This window comes from Leifsonia sp. 466MF (genome assembly GCF_900100265.1).
GTDB lineage: Bacteria > Actinomycetota > Actinomycetes > Actinomycetales > Microbacteriaceae > Leifsonia.
The window spans coordinates 1964509-1979586 of the sequence record NZ_LT629696.1; the positions used below are offsets into that span (position 1 = coordinate 1964509).

At 69.6% G+C, this 15078-nt stretch carries 15 protein-coding genes; 7 read left to right on the forward strand and 8 right to left on the reverse strand.

What is annotated here, in order from left to right; all coding sequences use genetic code 11:
- The first annotated feature begins 36 nt into the window (after positions 1 to 36).
- From BLR91_RS09350 to BLR91_RS09360, 3 genes are all read left to right on the forward strand, one after another.
- The gene (locus tag BLR91_RS09350) at positions 37 to 639 is read left to right on the forward strand and encodes a YebY family protein (RefSeq protein ID WP_231918869.1); all 603 of its coding nucleotides are present in this window, start codon (positions 37 to 39) and stop codon (positions 637 to 639) included.
- Between the two features lie 407 nt (positions 640 to 1046).
- Positions 1047 to 1319 carry a DUF3892 domain-containing protein gene (locus BLR91_RS20470; protein ID WP_157694644.1) on the forward strand — a complete coding sequence of 91 codons (273 nt, stop codon included), beginning with the start codon at positions 1047 to 1049 and terminating at the stop codon, positions 1317 to 1319.
- A gap of 91 nt (positions 1320 to 1410) precedes the next feature.
- Positions 1411 to 2082, forward strand: a complete 672-nt coding sequence (locus BLR91_RS09360; RefSeq protein ID WP_089875538.1) for a hypothetical protein — start codon at positions 1411 to 1413, stop codon at positions 2080 to 2082.
- 3 nt (positions 2083 to 2085) lie between these two features.
- Here BLR91_RS09360 and BLR91_RS09365 read toward each other — a convergent pair whose 3' ends face one another.
- From BLR91_RS09365 to BLR91_RS09380, 4 genes are all read right to left on the reverse strand, one after another.
- Positions 2086 to 2298, reverse strand: a complete 213-nt coding sequence (locus BLR91_RS09365) for an Rv0909 family putative TA system antitoxin (protein ID WP_089875537.1) — start codon at positions 2296 to 2298, stop codon at positions 2086 to 2088.
- A gap of 16 nt (positions 2299 to 2314) precedes the next feature.
- Positions 2315 to 2974: a response regulator transcription factor gene (locus tag BLR91_RS09370; protein WP_018190788.1), complete on the reverse strand. Its 660-nt coding sequence runs from the start codon at positions 2972 to 2974 to the stop codon at positions 2315 to 2317.
- A 112-nt stretch (positions 2975 to 3086) separates the two neighbouring features.
- Positions 3087 to 4487, reverse strand: coding sequence for a sensor histidine kinase (locus BLR91_RS09375; RefSeq protein ID WP_231918870.1), 1401 nt, complete (start codon positions 4485 to 4487; stop codon positions 3087 to 3089).
- On the reverse strand, positions 4477 to 6045 hold the full coding sequence (locus tag BLR91_RS09380; protein ID WP_089875535.1) for a multicopper oxidase family protein: 1569 nt from the start codon (positions 6043 to 6045) through the stop codon (positions 4477 to 4479). The genes BLR91_RS09375 and BLR91_RS09380 overlap by 11 nt, the downstream gene beginning before the upstream one ends.
- Before the next feature lie 177 nt (positions 6046 to 6222).
- Here BLR91_RS09380 and BLR91_RS09385 point away from each other — a divergent pair, with 177 nt between their 5' ends.
- Positions 6223 to 6705 carry a Dps family protein gene (locus BLR91_RS09385; protein WP_020074922.1) on the forward strand — a complete coding sequence of 161 codons (483 nt, stop codon included), beginning with the start codon at positions 6223 to 6225 and terminating at the stop codon, positions 6703 to 6705.
- A gap of 193 nt (positions 6706 to 6898) precedes the next feature.
- Here the strand turns inward: BLR91_RS09385 and BLR91_RS09390 are convergent, their stop codons facing one another.
- Genes BLR91_RS09390 through BLR91_RS09405 form a run of 4 tightly spaced genes read right to left on the reverse strand, consistent with a single transcriptional unit; the run spans position 6899 to position 10505 of the window.
- On the reverse strand, positions 6899 to 8386 hold the full coding sequence (locus BLR91_RS09390; RefSeq protein WP_089875534.1) for an amidohydrolase: 1488 nt from the start codon (positions 8384 to 8386) through the stop codon (positions 6899 to 6901).
- Positions 8383 to 9021: an FMN-binding negative transcriptional regulator gene (locus BLR91_RS09395; protein WP_089875533.1), complete on the reverse strand. Its 639-nt coding sequence runs from the start codon at positions 9019 to 9021 to the stop codon at positions 8383 to 8385. Before BLR91_RS09395 ends, BLR91_RS09390 begins: the two co-directional genes overlap by 4 nt.
- 9 nt (positions 9022 to 9030) lie before the next feature.
- The gene (locus BLR91_RS09400) at positions 9031 to 10017 is read right to left on the reverse strand and encodes an Fpg/Nei family DNA glycosylase (protein WP_089875532.1); all 987 of its coding nucleotides are present in this window, start codon (positions 10015 to 10017) and stop codon (positions 9031 to 9033) included.
- Positions 10017 to 10505, reverse strand: coding sequence for a ribose-5-phosphate isomerase (locus BLR91_RS09405; protein WP_018190781.1), 489 nt, complete (start codon positions 10503 to 10505; stop codon positions 10017 to 10019). The genes BLR91_RS09400 and BLR91_RS09405 overlap by 1 nt, the downstream gene beginning before the upstream one ends.
- Positions 10506 to 10605: 100 nt before the next feature.
- Here BLR91_RS09405 and pepN point away from each other — a divergent pair, with 100 nt between their 5' ends.
- The 3 genes from pepN to BLR91_RS09420 all read left to right on the forward strand — a co-directional run bounded on the left by pepN (position 10606) and on the right by BLR91_RS09420 (position 15070).
- Positions 10606 to 13149 (forward strand): aminopeptidase N, encoded by a 2544-nt coding sequence (gene pepN, locus BLR91_RS09410; RefSeq protein ID WP_089875531.1) that lies wholly within the window; start codon positions 10606 to 10608, stop codon positions 13147 to 13149.
- Positions 13150 to 13295: 146 nt separating this feature from the next.
- Entirely contained in the window at positions 13296 to 14207 is a 912-nt protein-coding gene (locus BLR91_RS09415; protein WP_089875530.1) for an ATP-binding cassette domain-containing protein, read from the forward strand.
- Positions 14204 to 15070, forward strand: coding sequence for an ABC transporter permease subunit (locus tag BLR91_RS09420; protein WP_089875529.1), 867 nt, complete (start codon positions 14204 to 14206; stop codon positions 15068 to 15070). Before BLR91_RS09415 ends, BLR91_RS09420 begins: the two co-directional genes overlap by 4 nt.
- The last annotated feature ends 8 nt before the right edge of the window (positions 15071 to 15078 follow it).

Sequence of the window (15078 nt, forward strand, 5' to 3'; positions counted from 1 at the left end):
ACTCCCCGGTCAGACCACCCAAAGGCTCCCCCACCAATGTCAGCCCCTGCTGCACCCGCCATGAGCGCGGCTGAAAGCATCGCGATCGCAGAGCAAGCTGCGAAAGACGCACTCCCGGACGCGCCGATCTGGAAGGGAATGACGTTTAAAGGCGTCATGATTAGCGAGTCGCAGGTCTGCGTAGATCGGACCTGGGCACCAGGGGGCGGCCCGAACGACGACGGCGGCAACGCTGGATATGTAGTCGTTACGTTGCCAAGCAAGAAGATGGGTGAGCCTCAGGATGGGCTTTGTTCTGACATGCCTTCAGCGGTGGTAACGACTCCCCCTGTGGTCAACGTTCCGAGCAAACTTCGAGACGATCCGGGGCTGCTGGTGAGCACCGACTTTGGTCGCGCATGGCCGTTGACGGTGCCCTACGTGATCGTTGGCTGCAAGAGCATCACGGCCGGTGGGCAACGCCTACATGTCGTTTCCGTTACAGATCCGGACGGGAAAACGTACGCCGGAAACGGTTCAGCCAAAGACCACACCGATCTGCCGGCGATTGATCCCATCTGGGCGCCAGATCCGGACGTTGGCGGGCTCAAGGTCGACAACACTCCTGTCGTGGACGCAGGTCTAGAACTCTGTGACTAGCGCTTCTGTCTGAGTTCGTGACCGTGCGAGCGCCGCAGCTCTTCGAGGACTTCCGCGCACGAGGCGACGATCTGCTCGTAGGCGAACTCGCGGACGGCGGCGTCTAGCCCCCGGGATTGAGCACGTGTGGCACCAGCAAACTCGGCGGATCTCTGGGGCTTGTAATGATGCGTCGAACCCGGTCACCCGCGCGCTCGTCCAGTGCCACGACGACAACACGCTGCCGCTAGTTCAGTGACCATGCGGGTGACGTGCGCAGGGCCGTCTAGGCCGTGGAGCATGGCGCGGGCCGCGGTGTCCGGGTGCCTACGCCGTTCAGATTGAAACGCCTTCACTATGTACACCTTTCGGGCAATACCCGATCATCGGTGCCGCTGCGAGACTCGGGCAAGCTAAAGGAGGATCGCGTGTACCAAATTACCGCCATTAAGGTTTCAAGTCGCCCGCCCCAGCTGGGAACCATCACTGACTATTTCTTTGAAGGACGAAATGGGGAGATGAACAAATGGTTCACGAAGTCGAGCGCGGTCGATTACGTAAATCGCCACCCTTCCACGGTTTATGTGGCTGGAGGAGGGACGACTGCTTACGTCGAGGTGGTGTCTGGCTCACCGGATTACCTTCGGACCCATGGCGACGGAACTCTGAGCGATAACCTCCTCTCTCTGCCGATCTACTGACGGCATAGTGCGTAGTAGCACCCGAGCCATGCGCCGGTGCTGATTCGATTCGTCTAGTGCACATCGTGGCGTGCCGCGGCACAATTCCGTCATGACGCCGACTCCCCCGCCTCCTGACGGGCTCACGGACGCGCAGCGCAGCCTGCGCGCGCAGTTGCTCGCGACAGAGCACTGGAGCCTGCTGGCGTCGCGGAGCACGACGCAGAGCGAGGTGCTGACGCGGATCGCGATCTTCTTGACGCTCGTGTCGGCGGGACTGGTGACGCTCGGGTTCATCGGGCAGGCAAGTGCGTTCCGGGGGTGGTTCGGGCTGGCGGCGCTCGGGGTGCTGCTCGTGCTCGCGCTGTTGGGGCTGATCACGATGGTCCGCGTCTTCAACACGTCCGACGAGGACATGATGTACGTGGTCGCGATGAACCGGCTGCGGGCGGCGTACCTGGAACTCGACCCGGGACTCGACCGGTACCTGTACGCGTCCGCGAACGACGACGAGGCCGGCATCCGGACGACTTACCACTTCTTCTACGAGCGCGGCGGGAGCTCGGTATTCGGCAGCTCCATGATGCTCATCGCGGTCGTGGAGTCGATCGTGCTCGGCCTGCTGGCAGGCGGGGCGACGGCGGCGTTCGGTGGGCCGCCGGTAGCCGCCATCGTCGTGGGCGTCGGCGTCGCACTCGCCGCGGTGGCGCTGGCGATGCGGTGGGGCTACTCGATCTATCGGCGCGCGATCAGGTCGCTTCAGCCCATCCGGCCGACCGCGTGACCGCTATTCGTTGCCGACGTGCTTGTCGGCCTCGTCGCGCGCGCCCTCGATCTTGTCGTCGAACTTGCCGCCCGTGACCTTTTTCGCGGCGCCCGCGACGCCGTCGAGGAGCTTGTCGCTGACGCCTTCCGCCTGCTCGGAGTTGAGCGCGTCCTTGACCTTCGGGTCGTTCAGGAACTCCTGCGCCTTCTTGGTGATGTCGTCGAATCCAGCCATGCGGCCATCCAACACCTCAGCGCTGCAGGAAGGCCAGTACCGCCAGCACCCGGCGGTGGTCGTCGCCGGAGTCCTCCAGGCCCAGCTTCTGGAAGATGGAGGTGACGTTCTTCTCCACTGCGCCGACGCCGACGACCATGCGCGCGGCGATCGCCGCGTTCGTGCGTCCCTCGGCCATCAGCTCCAGCACCTCCCGCTCGCGCGGGGTGAGGCGCTCCAGCGGGTCGGTCCGCCGGGTCAGCAGCTCGCGGACCACCTGCGGGTCGAGCACCGTGCCACCCGCAGCGACCCGGGTGACCGCATCCCGCAACTCGTCGAGGGAGGCGATGCGGTCCTTCAGGAGGTAGCCGGTGCCGCCTTCGCCGCCGGCGAGCAGCTCCTGCGCGTAGGTGCCCTCGACGTACTGCGACAGCAGGAGGACGGCGATCGACGGATGCTCGCGGCGGATGCGCAGCGCAGCCCGCACGCCCTCGTCGCGGAAGGTCGGTGGCATGCGCACGTCGAGCACCGCGACATCCGGCATCAGGTCGGGCACCGCCTCCAGCAGCGTGTCCGCGTCGCCGAACGCGCCCACGGTGTCGAAGCCGGCCTCGTCGAACAGCCGGATGAGGCCCTCGCGCAGCAGGACGGAGTCGTCCGCGACGACGACACGCAGGGGGACGGATTCGCTCGGCACCCACCCAGCCTAGAGCGCGGGCCCGACCCACCGGGTTGACGCGACACGCCGTCGCGCCAGGCTGGCGGACGGCGTGTTGCGTCAACTGGATGGGCTAGGCACGGCCCGCGGCTCAAGCGAGCGGGATGCGCGCACCGATGCGGGTGGGGCCGCCCACGGGGCTGTCCACCACGAGCTCGCCGCGCAGGCCGCGCACGCGCTCCTCCAGTCCGCGCAGGCCGTGACCCTCGACGAGGGAGGCTCCCCCGCGGCCGTTGTCGGTCAGCCAGACGCTCAGCCAGGCGGCGCCCGACGCATCCACCGACCGCTCCAGGAAGAGGCGACCGGCCTGCGCGCCGGAGTGCTTGGCCAGGTTCGCGGCGAGCTCCGCGAGCACGTAGTAGGCGTTCCGCTCGATCTCGGGGCTGAAGCGCTCCCCCGGCTGCAGCGACGACTCCACGGTGACCGGGATGGGGCTGCGCGCGGCGAGAGACTCGGCGGCGGCGACCAGGCCGCGGTCCTGCAGGATCGGCGGGGCGAAACCGCGCGACAGGGCCCGCAGCTCCTCCAGGGTGTCGCCCGCCTGCTGCCGCGCCTCGGCGAGCAGCGTCGCGGCGGCCTCCGGGTCGTCGGCGAGTTTGCGCTCGGCGGCGGCGATGTCCATCTGCAGCCGGATGAGACGCTGCTGCGGACCGTCGTGCAGGTCGCGCTCCAACCGGCGCAGCGCCTGATCCTCCGCAGCGACGGCCGCACCGCGCGAGGCGGACAGGTCGGCCACCTCCTGCTGCAACTCCTCCGACGGCCACCGGCCGAGCAGGCCGCGCGCCACCGCCTCGTGCAGCAGCGTCAGACCGCGCGTCACGAACGGCAGGGTCGCGGCGAACAGCACGCCCGCGATCAGGTACAGGATGCGGTCGCCCACGGTCGGGTCGAACGTCGACGTGGTGCGGAACACCGCATCCACCACCGTCTGGGAGAGGAAGAAGTCGCGGTCGCCCTGCGGGATGAACGGCTCCCAGATCCACCCGGTCAGCCCGCCCAGCGCGACCGACGCCCACACGATGGTCAGCGTCCACGAGACGATGCTGACGATCGGGTTGATGAGCATCCCGTGCAGCAGGTACAGCCAGTAGTGGCCGTTCGCGAACGGCCCGAACACGGAGCGGAGGAAGGTGCGCGGGGTGCCCGGCTTCTCCCAGACCGGGCGCGGGATGGACGGCCGGCCCGCCCAATCCAGTCGCGTCAGTTCGACCAGGCCGAACCCGCGAGCGGTGTAGAAGGCGGCGACGATGACGAAGAAGCCGACGTAGATCACGATCGTGCCGACGCCGGTCCAGAACAGCGACATCAGCACCGACAGGCCGACGATCGCGATCGGCATCGTCAGGAGCAGGAAGCCGAGCTCGCGCGGCACACCGCGCCACAGCGAGCCGTAGTTCGCGCGGGCGGGATGGGGCTGGGATGGCGTCACAGCATCCAGCGTGGCAGAAGGTCGGGCGGCGCCGGGCTGCCCGGTGTCCGTTTCAGTGGTCATGACTGGTGTCCTTTCGTGGGCCGCTTCCGCCGTGCGGAGCGGTGGTGTCTTCCGGAACGACGCCCGCGTGCTCGCCGGGGCGGACCACGACGAACTGGCCCATCATCCCGGCGTCCTCGTGGGCGAGGAGGTGGCAGTGGTACATGTACGGCGCGTCGGGGTCGGTGTAGTCGGCGAACTGCAGCAGCAACCGGAACTCGGTCTGCGGCGGCAGGTAGACGGTGTCCTTCCAGCCGGCGAGCTCGGGCGGCGGCGGTGCGCCGCCGATCGACGCGATGCGGAACTGCACGTCGTGGACGTGGAAGCTGTGCGGCAGATCCATGGTGTTGGTGACGACCCACTCCTCCGCCGTGTCGACGGTGACGGTCTCGTCGATGCGGCCGGACTCCATCTTCCGGCCGTTGATCTCGTGGCCGTCGAGACGGAAGGTGCGTGTGACCTGCGGTATCGGTAGCGGCTCGGCTGGCGCCAGGACGGCCGGCACGTCGGGGCGGTGCTCGAGGGACGCGGCGGCGCGGAGCTGCAGCACGTCGAGGGTGTCGGTGCCCGCATTCATGCCCGGCAGCGGACCGTCGAGCCCCAGGTCTGGTGGGAACGACCGCAGTACGGCGCGCTCCCCCGGCTGCACGGCGACGACGATCTCGGCCCGTTCGCCCGGAGAGAGCCGGATGTGGTCGAGAGCCGCCGGGGCCGGGAGGAGTCCGCCGTCGGTCGCGATGAGCTGCACGGTCCGCCGGTCGGAGAAGCCGAAGTCGTAGGTGCGCGCGGCGGAGGCGTTGAGCAGACGCAGGCGGACGCGGTCGGTGGTGACCTCGGCGTACGGCCCGACGGCCCCGTTCACGACCAGGGTGTCACCGATCGGGCCGATGAACCCCGAGCTGGAGTCGGTGAACTGTCCGTCGGGGCCGAAACGCTTGTCCTGCACGATCACCGGCAGGTCGTCGACCCCGTACGTCCGCGGGAGGGCGAGCGCCGCCTCCTGCGGGTCGCGGACGAGGAACATCCCCGCCATCCCGAGCTGGACGTGCTGTTCGGTCCGCCCGTGCAGGTGCGGGTGGTACCAGAGAGTCGCGGCGGGCTGGTCGATACGCCAGTGCGGCTCCCACACTTCGCCCGGTGACACCATCTGGTGCGGGCCGCCGTCCATCCGGGCCGGGAGGTGCATCCCGTGCCAGTGGACGCTGGTCTCCTCCGTGAGGTGGTTCGTGACGCGCACACGCACCTCGTCGCCGCGGTCGGCGACCAGAGTGGGGCCGAGGTAGGAGCCGTCGAAGCCCCACGTGGTCGTCTTCTTTCCGGGAAGGAACTCGGTCGTACCGGCGCGGGCGTCGAGCTCGAAGGTCTTGGTGCTGTCAACCTCGACGGTCGGGACGGCGAGGGCCGGGACGGGCAGTCGGGTGTCGAAGTCGACCTTTCCGGCGGTGTCGATGGTTCCCGCGCCGAGCCCGCTGCAGGCGACAAGCGTCGCGGCCGAGGTCACCGCCAGGGCGACCGTCAGGCCGAGGGCGATGAGGGATGCGCGTGGGCGGCGGAGCCTCGGCGGCGGTGTGGATGTCATGGTTCGAGCCTCGTCGCACGCGGCTCAGCGCCCCATCCCGGGCGCCGCCGAACCCGTACGGGGGTTAACCCGAGACGCGTGGATGAGAGGGCAGGCTAACTAAGCGCAGCCTTCGCTTCGTTGCGGAATTCGCGGGCCTGAGTAGCGTTATCGCAGGCAGAAGAAAGGACGCCAATCATGACGGACATCGCCGCAACCCAGAGTGTCTCGAACCCGGACGTCGCCGCCGGGGTCGCCCAGTTCCTCACCCCCGTCGTCATCGACCTGACCGCCATCGTGGTCAACGGCAAGCAGGCGCACTGGCACGTGCGCGGGGCCAACTTCATCGGCGTGCACGAGCTGCTCGACACGATCGTCGACCACGCCCAGGAGTGGGCCGACCTCGCCGCGGAGCGCATCGTCGCCCTCGGCCTCCCGGTCGACGCGCGCCTCGGCACCGTCGCCGCCAAGACCACCACCGGCGAGCTCACCGCCGGCTTCCGCCCCTCCAACGAGACCATCGCCGAGGTCATCGCGCAACTCGACGCGGCCCTCGCCGGGGTGAACACGGCGGTGCGCGAGCTCGCGGAGCTCGACCAGACCAGCCAGGACGTCGCGATCGAGATCGCCCGCGGGCTCGACAAGGACCGCTGGTTCCTGTTCGCGCACATCAGCGAGTAACGACTGCCGATTCCGGTGCGAGGGGCCGCCCGCGGATGCGGGCGGCCCCTTCGTCGTTCAGCGCGTGGCTGGCGGTCTGCGTCGGCTCGCGCGGCGCGAGATTTGCGCCAAATCGTCGTTATGGCGGCGCCAAAACCGGGATTTGGCGCAAATCGTGCCCCTGCCGAGCTGCGAGAGACGCGAGGGCGGCGGGTCAGCGGAGGGTGTCGTGGGTGGTGCGGCCGGCGACGAACGTGGCGGCGACCGGCATGGTGCGGAGGTCGTCGGGCGTCGCCGTGAGCGGGTCGCGATCGAGCACCGCGAGGTCGGCCGGCTGACCCGGCGCAAGCGTCGAACGAGTGGATGCGCGCAGCGCGACCTCCGCCGGGATCGACTGCTCGGGATGCCACGGGTCGCGGCCGTCGCGGGAGCGGCCGACGGCCGACGCGATCGCCGCCCAGGGGTCGAGGGGCGCGACCGGCGCGTCGGAGCCGAAGGCGAGGCGGGCGCCGGCGGCGTGCAGGTCGGCGAGGGGGAACGCCCGGTCGGTGCGGTCGGGCCAGAGGCGGTCGGCGACGTCCCGGTCGTCCATGGCGTGCTCGGGCTGGACACTCGCGGTCACGCCGAGGCGCGCGAAGCGCGGGATGTCGGCGGCGTCGATCAGCTGGGCGTGCTCGATCCGGCCACCCGAGCCGATGGCCTCGAAGGCGTCCAGCGCGCGACGGTTCGCCTCGTCGCCGATGGCGTGGACGGCAGGCACCAGGCCGTGTTCGACGGCGAACCGCATCCGCTCGACCAGTTCGTCCGGAGTCAGGTTCGCCACGCCGTGGCAGCCGTCGGGATAGGCGTGCGAGTACAGCGCCGTGCGAGTGTTCAGCGAGCCGTCGGAGATCACCTTGAACGGGCCGACCGTGAGCAGGCCGGCCGTGTCATCCACGACGTCGTCGGTGCGCAGGCCCAGCTCGGCGGCGCGCTCCAGGTGCTCCCCATAGACACCGAACTCGACACGAAGATCGGCGGAGCCGGATGCGCCGCCCGCGATGCGCCGCCGCCAGACGTCGAGGTTCCAGCCGTACTCCAGGTCGACGATGCCGACCACGCCCCGGGCCGCGGCGACCCGTGCCGCGTCGGCCGCCCAGCGGTCAAGCGTCGCGTCATCGGCGGCGGTGAGGAGGCTGGTCACGGCGAAACTCGCGTCTTCCCGGAGCACAGCGTCCGAGGTGCCGGGCGCGAAGCGCGCGGCCGCGGCCGAGTTCAGCCAGGAGCAGTGCAGGTCGCCGGCGATCAGCACGACCGGACGGTCGCCCGCGGCGGCATCGAGCAGCTCGCGCGTCGGCACGTCCGGCCAGAGCGCGTCGTGGAAGCCAAAGCCGACGAGCACTTCGTCCGCCGCATCCGCCGCCGACGCTGCCCCCGCTCCCGCCCCCGACGCGCGCTCCCGGACCAGCGCGGCGGCCTCGGCGGCCGACCCCGCCCGGGACACATCCAAGCGGCGGGCGGTCTGCGCCCACTGCGTGAAGTGCACGTGCTGATCCCACAGCCCCGGCACGAGCCAGCGACCGTCGAGGGGGATGCGCTCCCCCGCCGCACGGCCGCCCGCCGACCCGGTCGGCTCGACCGAGGCGATCCGATCGCCATCGAGCACCACATCCACCAGTCCGTCGCGCCCGGGAAGCCGTGCGCCGGCGAGCAGCAGCGTCATCGTGCGGCGCGGCGCCGGTCGTGCGCGAGACGCATCTCGCGCAGCAGGCCGGCGCTGGCGTACGGGCCGTCGCCGCCGAGCTCGTCCATGATCGCGTCGACGATGTGGTCCGGGCGGTTCTGGCTCATCTTCTGCTTTGCGACAACGCGCGTGGGCGTCAGCCGCAGGCCGACCGTGCCCGAGACGATGCGCTCGGCGTAGGCCGCATCCTCCAGCGTGCCGCGCATGCGGCGCGGCTCGGGCAGCTCGTCCTCGAAGTGATCCACCAGCCGGGCCAGCACGTCGAGGTTCTCCTCGTCGCCCAGAAGCTCGGGAACGCCCGAGAAGTGAGCGGCGATGAAGTTCCAGGTCGGCACCGCGGGTTTCTCGTCGTACCAGCCGGACGAGATGTAACCGTGCCGACCCTGCACGATCACGAGCAGCTCATGCTCTCCCAGTTCGTGCAGCTGCTCGTCCGGACGGCCGACATGGCTGAGCAGCGTCAGCTCTTCCCGCGACTCGTCGAGGATCACCGGATAGTGGGAGGCGACCAGCCCGGCGGACGTGTTGCTCACGAATGTGGCCCACGGGTTCTCGCGCACGAGCCGTTTCAGCTCGGCCGGGTCGGTCAGGGTGAAGCTCGGATTCTGTCGCACAGGGTCCTCCTACGCCTGGTCTACCGGGCACCAGTACAGCTTGCGGCCGCCCAGCTCCTCCATGACGATGTTCGTGCCGCAGACCCGGCAGGGCAGTCCCTCGCGCTTGTAGACCCAGTGGCGGTCGTCGCGGTTCGCCATCGCCTTGCGGTAGGACTGCTCGTCGAGGTCGTCCATCGTCATCATCTGGCCGGTCTCGACGCCGATCCGCAGCAGATGCACCCAGTCGCGCCACAGCGCCCGCACCGTCTCCTCCGGCACCTGCTTGCCCGGCGTGTGCGGGTTCTGCCTGGCGCGGAACAGCAGCTCGGCGCGGTAGACGTTGCCGATGCCGCTGACGACGCTCTGGTCCATCAGCAACAGCGCGATGGCGGTCGGCTTGCGGCGCACGATCGAGACGAAGCGGTCCTCCGCCTCCTGGCTGTCGTCGACCTGGGGATCAGGCCCCAGCTTCGCGATCACCGCATCCACCTGCGCCGGGTCGAGCACCTCGCAGGCCGTCGGCCCGCGCAGGTCGGCGACCGCGGTGTCGGTCAGCAGCCGCACGCGCACCTGGCCGATCGGCTCGGGCGGGAAGGACGTGATCTCGGCCTCCACCTTCTCGGACTCGGCCATGCGCAGCCGCGTGCGCCGGGGCGCGCCGATGGAGTGGAGGGAGTTCTCGCCTGCGCTGTCGAGCACGGGATCGAGGTCGGTGCCGCGCTGGTTCGTCTGGCCCATCCGGCCGTTCGCGCTCGCGATCGTCGGGTCGATGCTGATGTCGCCCGCGAAGTCCCACGCGCCGTACAGGCCGAGGTGTACGCGCAGCCAGAGGCCGTTGTCGAACTCGAGGAACATCTGCTTGCCGACCGCCTTGGCGTCGGTCATCACGTGGCCGTCGATGCGTGTCGCATCCGCGGCGAACCGCCCCTGCGGCGACGAGACGGAGACCCGGTGGCCGACGAAGTTGACCGCGAACTGCCGGGCGATGCGATGGACGGAGTGACCCTCGGGCATCAGCGGTCCACGTGCTTGCCCGCGATGTCGCCGGTGGCCTCGTACTCCGCCAGCTGGGCGATGCGGCGGACGTGGCGCTCCTCGAACGAGAAGGGCTCGGCGATGAAGGCGTCGATGAAGCCGGTGGCCTCTTCGACGGTGTGCTGGCGGGCGCCGATCGCGATGACATTGGCGTCGTTGTGCTGGCGGGCGAGCAGCGCGGTGGACTCGCTCCAGACCAGGGCGGCCCGGGCGCCGCGGACCTTGTTGGCGGCGATCTGCTCTCCGTTGCCGGAGCCGCCGAAGACGACGCCGAGCGCCTCGACACCGGCCTGCTGGTCGCGCACCACGGCGGCGGCGGCATTGATGCAGAACGCCGGGTAGTCGTCGATGGGGTCGTACTCGACCGGTCCGTGGTCGATCACCTCGTGACCGGCAGCGGTCAGATGCTCCTGCAGGTGCCTGCTGAAGTCGAGTCCGGCGTGATCGGTGGCGATGTGGATGCGCATATCCACAGTCTAGGGACGGCCACCGACGGCGTCGGAACCGGTGGCTAAGGTGGACGGGTGGACACGATCCACCCGTCCGATCCCCTCGAAGGAGTCAGCGTTGCCCGGAGAAAACCTCACCCGCATCGAAGCACAGGAGCGCGCGTCGCTCGTCCGCACCCACAGCTACGACGTCAGCCTCGACTTGACGACGGGTCCGGAGACGTTCCTCAGCACCACCACGGTGCGGTTCTCGGCCACCGCGGGTGCGTCGACCTTCATCGACGCGATCACGCGGACGGTCCACAGCGTGACGCTGAACGGTGCGGAGCTCGACCCGGCGACCGTGAGCGACGGGGTGCGCATCCAGCTCGACGGCCTCCAGGAGGAGAACGAGCTGACCGTGGTCGCCGACGCGATCTACACCAACACCGGTGAGGGCCTGCACCGCTTCGTCGACCCGGTCGACGGCGAGGTCTACCTCTACAGTCAGCTCGAGGTCCCGGACTCGCGGCGCATGTTCGCGGTGTTCGAGCAGCCGGATCTGAAGGCGCAGTTCACGTTCACGGTCACCGCCCCGGCGCATTGGGCCGTCGTGAGCAACTCCCCCACCCCCGAGCCGCAGGATGCGGGCGACGGCAAGAAGGTCTGGTCGTTCGCTCCCACCCCGGTCATCTCCTCCTACATCACCGCGCTGATCGCCGGCCCGTACGAGTCGGTGCACAGCGAGCTGACCAGCCGCGACGGCCGCGCCATCCCTCTCGGCGTGTACACGCGCAAGAGCCTCGCCGAGTACCTCGACGCCGACTACATCTTCGACAAGACCCGCGAGGGCTTCGCCTTCTACGAGGAGCGCTTCGACTACGCGTACCCCTTCGAGAAGTACGACCAGCTCTTCGTCCCCGAGTTCAACGCGGGCGCGATGGAGAACGCCGGAGCCGTCACCTTCACCGAGACGTACGTCTTCCGCTCGAAGGTCACCGACGCCATCAAGGAGCGCCGGGTCGTCACCATCCTCCACGAGCTGGCGCACATGTGGTTCGGCGACCTGGTGACCATGAAGTGGTGGAACGACCTCTGGCTGAACGAGTCGTTCGCCGAGTACGCCTCCACCCTCGCGACCGCCGAGGCCACCGAGTGGACCGAGGCGTGGACGACCTTCGCCGCCATGGAGAAGAGCTGGGCGTACCGCCAGGACCAGCTGCCCTCGACGCACCCGATCGTCGCGACGATCAACGACCTGGAGGACGTGCAGGTCAACTTCGACGGCATCACCTACGCGAAGGGCGCCTCCGTCCTGAAGCAGCTGGTGGCGTGGGTCGGCCAGGACGACTTCCTCGCCGGTGTCGCGCAGTACTTCAAGAAGCACGCGCACGGCAACACGGAGCTCAAGGACCTCCTGGTCGAGCTGGAGGCCACGAGCGGCCGCGACCTCACCGACTGGTCCAAGAAGTGGCTCGAGACCGCCGGCGTCAACACCCTCCGCCCTGAGCTGACGGTGGATGCGGACGGCACCATCACCTCCTTCGCCGTTCTGCAGTCGGCGGCCGACGACTACCCGACGATCCGTCCGCATCGCCTGGCGATCGGCCTGTACAACCTCCGCGACGGCAAGTTGATCCGCGACGAGCGCTTCGAGCTGGACGTCGACGGAGAGCGCACCGAGGTCGCCGACCTCGTCGGCACCCGCCGCCCCGACCTCGTGCTCATCAACGACGACGACCTCGCCTACGCGAAGATCCGCCTCGACGAGGAGTCGCTCAAGGTCGCCATCGAGCACCTCTCCGACATCGAGAGCCCGCTCGCCCGCTCGCTCGTCTGGGGTGCGGTGTGGGATGCGACCCGCGACGCCGAGACGAGCGCGAGCGACTACGTGCGCCTGGTGCTCGGCAATATCGCGTCCGAGACCGAGTCGACGACCATCCGCACCACGCTCAACCAACTGGTGCTCGCGGCGTCCGCGTACGTCGCGCCCGAGCGCCAGGAGCAGACGGCTCAGGATGCGGCGTCCGCGCTGTGGGAGCTGGCGAAGGGCGCAGAGGCCGGCAGTGACGCGCAGTTCCAGTTCGTGAAGTTCTTCGCGGCGCTCGCCTCGACCGACGAGCAGCTGGAGACGATCGCGGCGCTGCGCGACGGCTCCGTGACGCTCGAGGGCCTGACGATCGACACCGACCTGTCGTGGGAGCTGCTCATCGCCCTCGTGGCGGGCGGCGCGGCCGGCAACGCCGAGATCGACGCGGCCCTCGCCGCCGACAACACCGCGAACGGCGGCCAGTTCGCGGCGCAGGCCCGGGCCAGCATCCCGACGCTGGAGGGCAAGCAGGCGGCGTGGGACTCGGTGTTCGGCTCGGACGGCCTGCCCAACACGATCGTCCGGTACACCGGCATCGGCTTCCAGCGCGCGAAGGACAAGAGCGTGCTCGCCCAGTTCGTCGAGCCGTACTTCGCCGCGCTGCAGCAGATCTGGACCTCGCGCACGTACAAGATCGCGGAGTACCTGGTCGAGGGCATGTACCCGGCACCGCTGGCGAACGAGGCCCTGCGCGACGCCACCCGCGCCTGGCTCGACGCCAACCCCGAGCCGGCGGCACTGCGTCGCATGGTCGTGGAGAACCTCGCGGGCGTCGAGCGGGCGCTCGCCGCTCAGAAGCGGGACGCGCAGTAACGGGCGCGCACTGACCATCCCGCCGCACCGAACGACGGAACGAGGGGCCTCACCGCGGTGGGGCCCCTCGTGCCGTGCCCGGGGCCGACCCGCCGTCGTACCGCGGGACGATGACGAGCCGACCCGTCACCCCTAGTCTCGGAGTCATGATCCAGCTCGATCACCTCACCAAACGCTTCGGCGCGAAGACCGCCGTCGACGACATCACCGTGACCATCCAGCCCGGCAAAGTGACGGGCTTCCTCGGCCCGAACGGCGCCGGCAAGTCGACCACCATGCGCATGATCATGGGGCTCGACCGCCCGACCCGGGGCCAGGCGCTCATCAACGGCAAGCGGTTCGCCGAGTTCCGCTCGCCGCTCACCGAAGTGGGCGCCCTGCTCGACGCCAAGGCCATCCACACCGGCCGCACCGCCTACGCGCACCTGCTGTCGCTGGCGGCGACTCACGGCATCCCGAAGTCCCGCGTCCACGAGGTGATCGGCATGACCGGTCTCGAGTCGGTCGCCAGCAAGCGCGTCGGCGGCTTCTCGCTCGGGATGGGACAGCGGCTCGGTATCGCCGCGGCCATGCTCGGCGACCCGGCGACGCTCATCCTCGACGAGCCCGTGAACGGACTCGACCCCGAAGGTGTGCTCTGGGTGCGTCAGTTCGCCCGGCATCTCGCATCGCAGGGCCGGACGATCTTCCTCTCGTCGCACCTGATGAGCGAGATGGCGCAGACCGCCGACCACATCGTGGTGCTGGGCCGCGGACGCGTGCTCGCGGACGCCCCGGTGGACAGCATCCTCGCCGCTGCCACCCGCCACGCGGTCCGCGTACGGACACCGCAGCCGGAGCAGCTCGCACGGGCCGTCGCCGGCGCGGACGTCGCCGTCACCGGTGTCGAGGCGCAGCTGCTCGAGATCACCGGCCTCACGGCCGCCCAGATCGGCGAGACCGCGGCGCGCGACGGGATCGTGCTCCACGAGCTCACCCCGATCAGCGCATCGCTCGAGGAGGCCTACCTCGAGCTCACCCAGGACGACGTCGAGTACCGCACGGAGGTCAGCCGATGAGCACCGCCACATCCCCCGCCACCCCGGTCGGGCACCCGCACACCTCGCTCGGCCGGCTCAGCTTCCCGCGGGTGATCCGGTCGGAGTGGATCAAGCTCCGCACCCTCCGGTCGACCTTCTGGACGCTGATCAGCGCCGTCGTGCTCGTGGTCGGAATCGCCGCCCTCGTCGCGGTGGCCATCCCCGAGAAATCGTTGCTCGTCGACCGGGTGCCTGAGGGTCAGCGCGCCGCCATCGAGGCGCAGAGCGCGGCGTTCGCAACGACCGCCGCTACCGCCGGGCTGACCTTCGCGTCCCTCGTGATCGCGGTACTGGGTGTGCTGGTGATCAGCGGCGAGTTCTCGACGGGCCAGATCCGCTCGTCGTTCACCGCCGTCCCGCGCCGCTTCCCGGTGTTCGCGGGGAAGACGCTCGTGCTGTTCGTCGTGGCGTTCCTCGTCGGCCTCGTGTCGTCCGCCGCATCGTGGGCGGTCGCCGTCCCGATCCTCAACGGAAAGGGATACGAGGGCGACCTGCTGTCCTCCGACACGCTGTGGGCGATCCTCGGCGCCGGTGCGTACCTCGGTCTCGTCGCCGTCTTCGCGCTGGGAGTCGGCGCCATCCTCAAGTCGACCGCCGGCGGCATCGCCGGTGCTCTCGGCGTGCTGCTCGTGCTGCCGATCATCGCGAACCTCGTCAGCGGCCTCACCCGCACCCAGTGGGTGGCCGACGCGGGGCATTACCTCATCAGCAACGCCGGACAGGGCCTCGCCGGAGTCGGCAACGGCGACCTCGAGCCCTGGGCGAACGTGGTGACCGTGCTCGTCTGGGCGGCCGTCGCCTTCATCGCCGGATCGGTGCTGCTGCAGCGCAGGGACGCCTGACCCTCGTC